Raw genomic sequence first — 6177 nt, forward strand, 5'->3', positions numbered from 1 at the left:
GCTGAAAATGCCGGCCTTTGAATGGGTTCATGTGCAGCTCCATCAGCAAAAGGGGATGATAAGTTTATCACCACCGACTATTTGCAACAGTGCCCATCGGCGTAGTAGTGGATGTGGTCGATGACAAAGCCGGTGCGGGTCAGCGTGCGCCGGAGGATCGGCAGAAAATCGACCAGGAACGAAGTAGCGCGTGTGACGACGGCCGGTACGCCGACACGCGCCACGGCCTCGGCCCAGCGCGCGGCCGGCGGTTGGAGCAGGCCGTTGTGCACCGAACCGTGGTAGGTGCCGACCGCCAATGTGAGCCAGCGCTCTAGCTCGCGCAGCGTCAGGGCGGCCTTGTTTTCGGAATCGTAGTCGCCGCGCTGGTCAGGGTTGGAGAAGGTCGTTCCCGGCAGTTCGTCGTGAATCATCTGCATCGCCGTGCCGATGATCCGTTCCACGATGCCGCCATAGTGCGGCTGTCCCAGCGGGCGATAGTCCAGCCGGATGCCATGCTGCTCGCAACCCCGGCGCAGGGCCTCGCTCTTGAACTCGGCCGCGTTGTCTAGGTAGAGCAGCAAGGGCTTGCCGCTCATCTGCCAATCCATTTCCACGTTCAGTCCTTCCAGCCAAGGGCGCTTGTCGCAGGCGACATGCACGAGGCACAGGCCAACCGAAACGGCAGACGGCGCTTCCAGCGTGACGACCATGCCGAGCACGCAGCGGGTGAACACGTCGATGGCGAGGGTCAGGTACGGGCGGCCAATAGGTTGCCGGTCGCGGTCATCGACCACGATCAGGTCGATGACCGTATGGTCTATCTGCACCTGCTCCAGCGGCGCGGTCACGGCAGGAGGCTCGCCGCCCACACCTTGTAGGTCACGAGCGGCATCCTGGCCTTCCCGCCGGCGGATGACCTTGCGCGGGTCAAGGCTAGCGATCCGTAAGGCCACGGTATTGCGCGCCGGCACTCGCAGTTTTTGAGCCTTGCACACCTGAGTGACTTCGCGGTGAAAGGCCGCTAGGCTGCGCTTCTGCTTGGTCAGGAACCGCTTTTGCAGTAGCTCGTGGATGACGCGCTCGACCGGTTCCGGCAAGCGCCCCTTACCTTTACCTCCACCGGACTGGCCGGGCACCAGATCCGTCACGAGGCCGCTGCCTTGCCGGGCACGCCGGATCAGAACGTATACCTGGCGCCGAGACAAGCCCAGCGCCTGAGCCGCCATATCGGCCGCTTCGTGCCCGACCGTCTCCGACTGCGCCAACGGACTGATGATCTCCGCACGACGGCGCGCACGCTCCCAAGCCTCATCAGGCAGAGTGGCCACGCCTTGTTCTGGAATCCGTGGGGTGTCCGTCGCCATGCTCACCTCGCTTTGGTGCACACGAGTATTGAGCATAGTCGAGATTGGTGCAGATCACTTCTGATATTGAACTGTCAGGAGCTGGCTGCACAACAGCCATTACGCCCAATCAACTGGTGCAGTCGTCTTCTGAAAATGACATCCATGCCCAGCCCGTGCGCGAGCTGGATCACCGCCCGCACGATAGTTTGGTCACGGGCATCATCCGGGAGCCTGGCGACAAAGGATTGGTCGATTTTCAATGTGGTGATGGGGCAGCATTTCAGATGTTGCAGGCAGGAATAGCCGGTGCCGAAGTCGTCGGCGGCGAAGCGCACGCCGATGGCGCGCAAGGCGTCGAAACTGGCGAACAGGGCTGGATTGCCGAATGCGACCGATTCGGTCAGTTCGATCTCCAGAAGCTCGGCGGGCAGGGCCATATCGGCCAGCACCCGCTTTACCTCGTCGTCGAACGTTGGCCCAACCTGGCTGGCGGACACATTGATGGCAAGACGGAACGGTTGCCATGCCGGTCCTTGCCACTTGTGCATCTGGCGACAGGCCTCGCCCAGCACCCACGCGCCTATTTCCGGCATCAGGCCGAACGACTCGGCCAGCGGCAGGAACTGGCCGGGCGGCAACAGGCCAAGCCTCGGATGCCGCCAGCGCATCAACGCTTCCGCGCCAGCGATCCGGTGATCGCGCAGATCGACCAGCGGCTGGTAATGCAGGTCAAGCTGTCCGCGCGCCGCCGCCTGCGCCAACTCGGCCGCCGTCCATCCGGCGGGCTGCGAACTCGTCATGATCCGCCCCGGAAGGCGCGCAGCAGCCGCGTTACGGCCAGAACGAACAAGCCGGTCAGCGCGAGCGCGGCAACACCCCAATGCTCGCCAAGGAAGGCACCGGCGGTCGTCCCGGCCAGCACGGCGGCGAGAATCGGCAGATGGCAGGGGCAGGTCAACACGGCCAGCGCACCCCACAGGTAGCCGGAAACGGGTTGGCGCGTCTCGGGCGGCAGTTTGTCAGGGGCGTTCACGGCAATGCCTCCTCGTGCGCCCGCTCGGCTGGCATGGAGGCCAGTTGCGCGTCCAGATGGGCCAACGCCGCGCGCCGCCGCTCGACCAACTGGCGCAGCACGGCAAGCTGCGCTGCGGCTTGTGCGCCGTCCGCTGCGTCGAGCGCACGGCACAGCCGCGCCAGGGCATCCAGGCCGATACCCGCCTCGAAGGCCGCGCGCACGAAGCACAGCCGTTGCAAGGCCGCATCGTCGAACACGCCGTAGCCGCCCGTGGTGCAGGCCACCGGCCGTAACAAGCCGCGCACCAGGTAGTCGCGCACGATATGTACGCTCACCCCAGCGTTATGGGCCAGTTGCGATACCGTGTAGGCGCTCATCGCACACCTCCTTGTCCTCACCCGGCGCAGCAGGAAAGCTGCTTCACATCCTTGTTGAAGGTCTGCGCCGCGAGCTTCAACCCTTCGACCATCGTCAGGTAGGGGAACAACTGGTCGGCCAGTTCCTGCACCGTCATCCGGTTGCGAATCGCCAGTGCGGCCGTCTGGATCAGTTCGCCCGCTTCCGGGGCCACTGCCTGCACGCCGATCAGTCGTCCGCTGCCTTCTTCAACCACCAGTTTGATGAAGCCGCGCGTGTCGAAGTTGGCGAGCGCGCGCGGCACGTTGTCCAGCGTTAGCGTGCGACTATCAGTTTTGATGCCGTCATGGTGCGCTTCCGCCTCGCTGTAGCCTACGGTCGCCACTTGCGGGTCGGTGAACACCACGGCCGGCATCGCGGTCAGGTTCAGGGCCGCGTCACCGCCGGTCATGTTGATCGCGGCGCGAGTGCCGGCCGCTGCCGCCACATAGACGAACTGCGGCTGGTCGGTGCAGTCGCCTGCGGCGTAGATGTGTTCCACGCTTGTACGCATGCCGGGGTCGATGACGATAGCGCCTTGCGGGGTGAGCGTGACGCCCGTCGCATCCAGTGCCAGCTTGCGTGTGTTGGGCGCGCGGCCGGTGGCGACCAGCAGCTTGTCGGCGCGCAGTTCGCCGTGCGCCGTGGTGAGCACGAATTCGCCGTCCCCTTCACCATTGATATACGCGACCTGGCTGGCCTGGGTGTGTTCCCTCACCTCGATGCCCTCCATGCGGAATGCGGCCGTGACGGCTTCGCCTATAGCTGGGTCTTCGCGGAAGAACAGCGTGCTGCGAGCCAGGATCGTCACCTTCGCTCCGAGTCGGGCGAACGCCTGCGCCAGCTCCAGCGCCACCACTGATGAGCCAATCACGGCCAGGCGCTTAGGAATCGTCTCGCTGACCAGCGCTTCAGTGGAAGTCCAGTACGGAGTGTCTTTCAGGCCGGGAATCGGCGGCACGGCCGGGCTCGCGCCGGTGGCGATCAGGCAGCGGTCGAATGCCACCACGCGCTCGCCGCCGTCGTTGAGTTGCACGATCAGGTTGCGATTGTCCTTAAAGCGGGCGGAGCCGTGCAGCACAGTGATCGCCGGATTGCCCTCCAAGATGCCTTCGTACTTGGCGTGGCGCAGTTCATCGACGCGGGCCTGCTGCTGGGCCAGCAGCGCCGTGCGCTGGATGGTCGGCGTGGTAGCGGCGATGCCGCCATCGAACGGGCTTTCCCGGCGCAGATGGGCGATATGGGCGGCGCGGATCATGATCTTGGACGGCACACAACCGACATTGACGCAGGTGCCGCCGATGGTGCCGCGCTCGATCAGCGTGACACGTGCGCCTTGCTCGACGGCCTTCAGCGCCGCTGCCATCGCGGCCCCGCCGCTGCCGATGACGGCGATATGCAATGCGCCGCTGCTACCCGTCTTGTCGTTTCTGCCCAGCAGATCGCGCATCTTGTCGAGCAATCCGCCCGGCGTCGAAACTGAGGGGGCATCGGCCAGCGTGGCCCGATAACCGAGTCCAGCTACAGCGGCCGTCAGCGCGTCGGGTGACGTGCCGACCTCAATGGCGAGCTTGGCGCTGCCCTTGGCGTAGGAGACATCCGCTGATTGCACGCCGGGCACTTTCTCCAGGGCGTCCTTGACATGCACTGCGCACGAGTCGCAAGTCATGCCGGTGATTTTGAGAGTGCTCATACCATCGTTCCTTATTCGTGTGGGCCGCCGTGTCGCACGGTCAGCCGTCTTTCACAAGCGCTTGGCGGGGAGTTCGCAGCCGTCCAGTCCGCAACGGCGATGCGCCGGCGACACGAAGTCCCAGATCGACACCCCAATCATCAAGGCCAGGCCGACGTACATCAGGTTCGCCGTCCACCAGTTGCCGAGCAGCCAGACCGTGGCCGCAAACACGATGGCCGGGCCGATCATGCCGAGCAGACTGCGCAGCCATTGCCGATGACTGAACCAACCCAGCGCGTTCGCCAGGAAGGCCAGCGCGGCAAACAGCGGCAGCAGGCGGCTGATGAACAGTCCCTCGTACTGGCTCAAGAAGCCCAGCCCGATGGCCGCGCCGAAGCTGGCGAGGGCTGGAAAGCAGGCGGCGCAGCCCATCGCGGAAACGACGCTGCCGAGCGCGCCGGTTTTATCGGCAATGCGTGTCATCAGTCCCATGAAGCGGCTCTCGCTGTTGTCGTTGGCTTGCTGGCTCACTGCTTGACGCTGGACGGATAGCCGGCGTCTGCGGTGGCCTTGGTCAGCTTCTGTACGCTGGCCTTGGTGTCGTCAAAAGTGACGACGGCCTCGCGCTTCTCGAAGCCCACATCGACCTTGCTCACGCCTTCGACCTTGGAGAGCGCTTTCTTGACTGTGATCGGGCAGGCGGCGCAAGTCATGCCGGGAACCGCTAGCGTGACGGTCTGGGTAGCGGCCCACACCGGGGCAACAGCGGCGGCGAGGGCAAGGGAGGCAAACAGTTTCTTCATGATGAACTCCTGGTTAATAGAAAAATGGAACGACATAGGGAAATCCAAGCGCGACCAGGACCAGCACGGCCACGATCCAGAAAATCAGCTTGTAGGTGGCGCGCACCTGCGGAATCGCGCAGACCTCACCTGGCTTGCATGCCTGCACGGGCCGGTAAATCCGCTTCCAGGCGAAGAACAGCGCCACTAGCGCCGCGCCGATGAACAACGGTCGATAGGGTTCCAGCACCGTCAGGTTGCCGATCCAAGCACCGGAGAAGCCCAGGGCGACCAGTACTAGCGGCCCCAGGCAGCAGGTCGATGCAAGAATGGCGGCCAGCCCGCCGGCGAAGAGCGCACCGCGCCCGTTTTGTGGTTCAGACATACGTTGGCCCTTTTGAATTTGGATTGGATAGCGTAACCTTACTTCCGTACTCATGTACGGAGTCAAGCGATATGGAAAATAATTTGGAAAACCTGACCATTGGCGTTTTTGCCAAGGCGGCCGGGGTCAACGTGGAGACAATCCGCTTCTATCAGCGCAAGGGCCTGTTGCGGGAACCGGACAAGCCTTACGGCAGCATCCGCCGCTATGGGGAGGCGGACGTGGTTCGGGTGAAATTCGTGAAATCGGCACAGCGGCTGGGGTTCAGTCTGGACGAGATTGCCGAGCTGTTGCGGCTCGACGATGGCACCCACTGCGAGGAGGCCAGCAGCCTGGCCGAACACAAGCTCAAGGACGTGCGCGAGAAGATGGCCGACTTGGCGCGCATGGAAACCGTGCTGTCTGAACTCGTGTGCGCCTGCCATGCACGAAAGGGGAATGTTTCCTGCCCGTTGATCGCGTCACTACAGGGCGAAGCAGGCCTGGCAAGGTCAGCTATGCCTTAGCGTGCTTTATTTAATGAGATGGTCACTCCCTCCTTCCCAGTACTATGCTGAGGACAGGCTTTCATTCGGAGAACCATCATGGAAAACATT

Annotated in this window: 8 protein-coding genes and 1 pseudogene; 1 reads left to right on the plus strand and 8 read right to left on the minus strand. The window is 63.6% G+C overall.

The features are described 5' to 3' along the window. Nucleotides 1–95 precede the first annotated feature (95 nt). The 8 genes and pseudogenes from ACOTWU_RS24905 to ACOTWU_RS24940 all read right to left on the minus strand — a co-directional run. A pseudogene (locus ACOTWU_RS24905) lies at nucleotides 96–1346 on the minus strand (transposase); the annotation flags it as partial. Nucleotides 1347–1420: 74 nt separating this feature from the next. Continuing rightward, nucleotides 1421–2089 (minus strand): EAL domain-containing protein, encoded by a 669-nt coding sequence (locus ACOTWU_RS24910; protein WP_001300294.1) that lies wholly within the window; start codon nucleotides 2087–2089, stop codon nucleotides 1421–1423. A gap of 35 nt (nucleotides 2090–2124) precedes the next feature. Further along, entirely contained in the window at nucleotides 2125–2361 is a 237-nt protein-coding gene (gene merE, locus ACOTWU_RS24915) for a broad-spectrum mercury transporter MerE (RefSeq protein WP_000993386.1), read from the minus strand. Further along, on the minus strand, nucleotides 2358–2720 hold the full coding sequence (merD, locus tag ACOTWU_RS24920) for a mercury resistance co-regulator MerD (protein WP_001277456.1): 363 nt from the start codon (nucleotides 2718–2720) through the stop codon (nucleotides 2358–2360). The genes merE and merD overlap by 4 nt, the downstream gene beginning before the upstream one ends. Before the next feature lie 17 nt (nucleotides 2721–2737). Further along, a complete protein-coding gene (gene merA / locus ACOTWU_RS24925; RefSeq protein ID WP_000105636.1) occupies nucleotides 2738–4432 on the minus strand; it encodes a mercury(II) reductase in 1695 nt (564 codons plus the stop codon). A 51-nt stretch (nucleotides 4433–4483) separates the two neighbouring features. Further along, entirely contained in the window at nucleotides 4484–4906 is a 423-nt protein-coding gene (merC, locus tag ACOTWU_RS24930; protein ID WP_001447540.1) for an organomercurial transporter MerC, read from the minus strand. 35 nt (nucleotides 4907–4941) lie between these two features. Next, a complete protein-coding gene (merP, locus tag ACOTWU_RS24935; protein WP_000732292.1) occupies nucleotides 4942–5217 on the minus strand; it encodes a mercury resistance system periplasmic binding protein MerP in 276 nt (91 codons plus the stop codon). Between the two features lie 13 nt (nucleotides 5218–5230). Continuing rightward, nucleotides 5231–5581: a mercuric transport protein MerT gene (locus ACOTWU_RS24940; RefSeq protein WP_001294663.1), complete on the minus strand. Its 351-nt coding sequence runs from the start codon at nucleotides 5579–5581 to the stop codon at nucleotides 5231–5233. 71 nt (nucleotides 5582–5652) lie between these two features. Between ACOTWU_RS24940 and merR the strand changes: the two genes are divergently transcribed. Beyond that, nucleotides 5653–6087 carry an Hg(II)-responsive transcriptional regulator gene (merR, locus tag ACOTWU_RS24945; protein ID WP_000429836.1) on the plus strand — a complete coding sequence of 145 codons (435 nt, stop codon included), beginning with the start codon at nucleotides 5653–5655 and terminating at the stop codon, nucleotides 6085–6087. Nucleotides 6088–6177: the final 90 nt, after the last annotated feature.

The sequence above is a fragment of the Enterobacter cloacae complex sp. GYL001 genome, from assembly GCF_049237125.1.
Lineage (GTDB): Bacteria > Pseudomonadota > Gammaproteobacteria > Enterobacterales > Enterobacteriaceae > Enterobacter > Enterobacter hormaechei_C.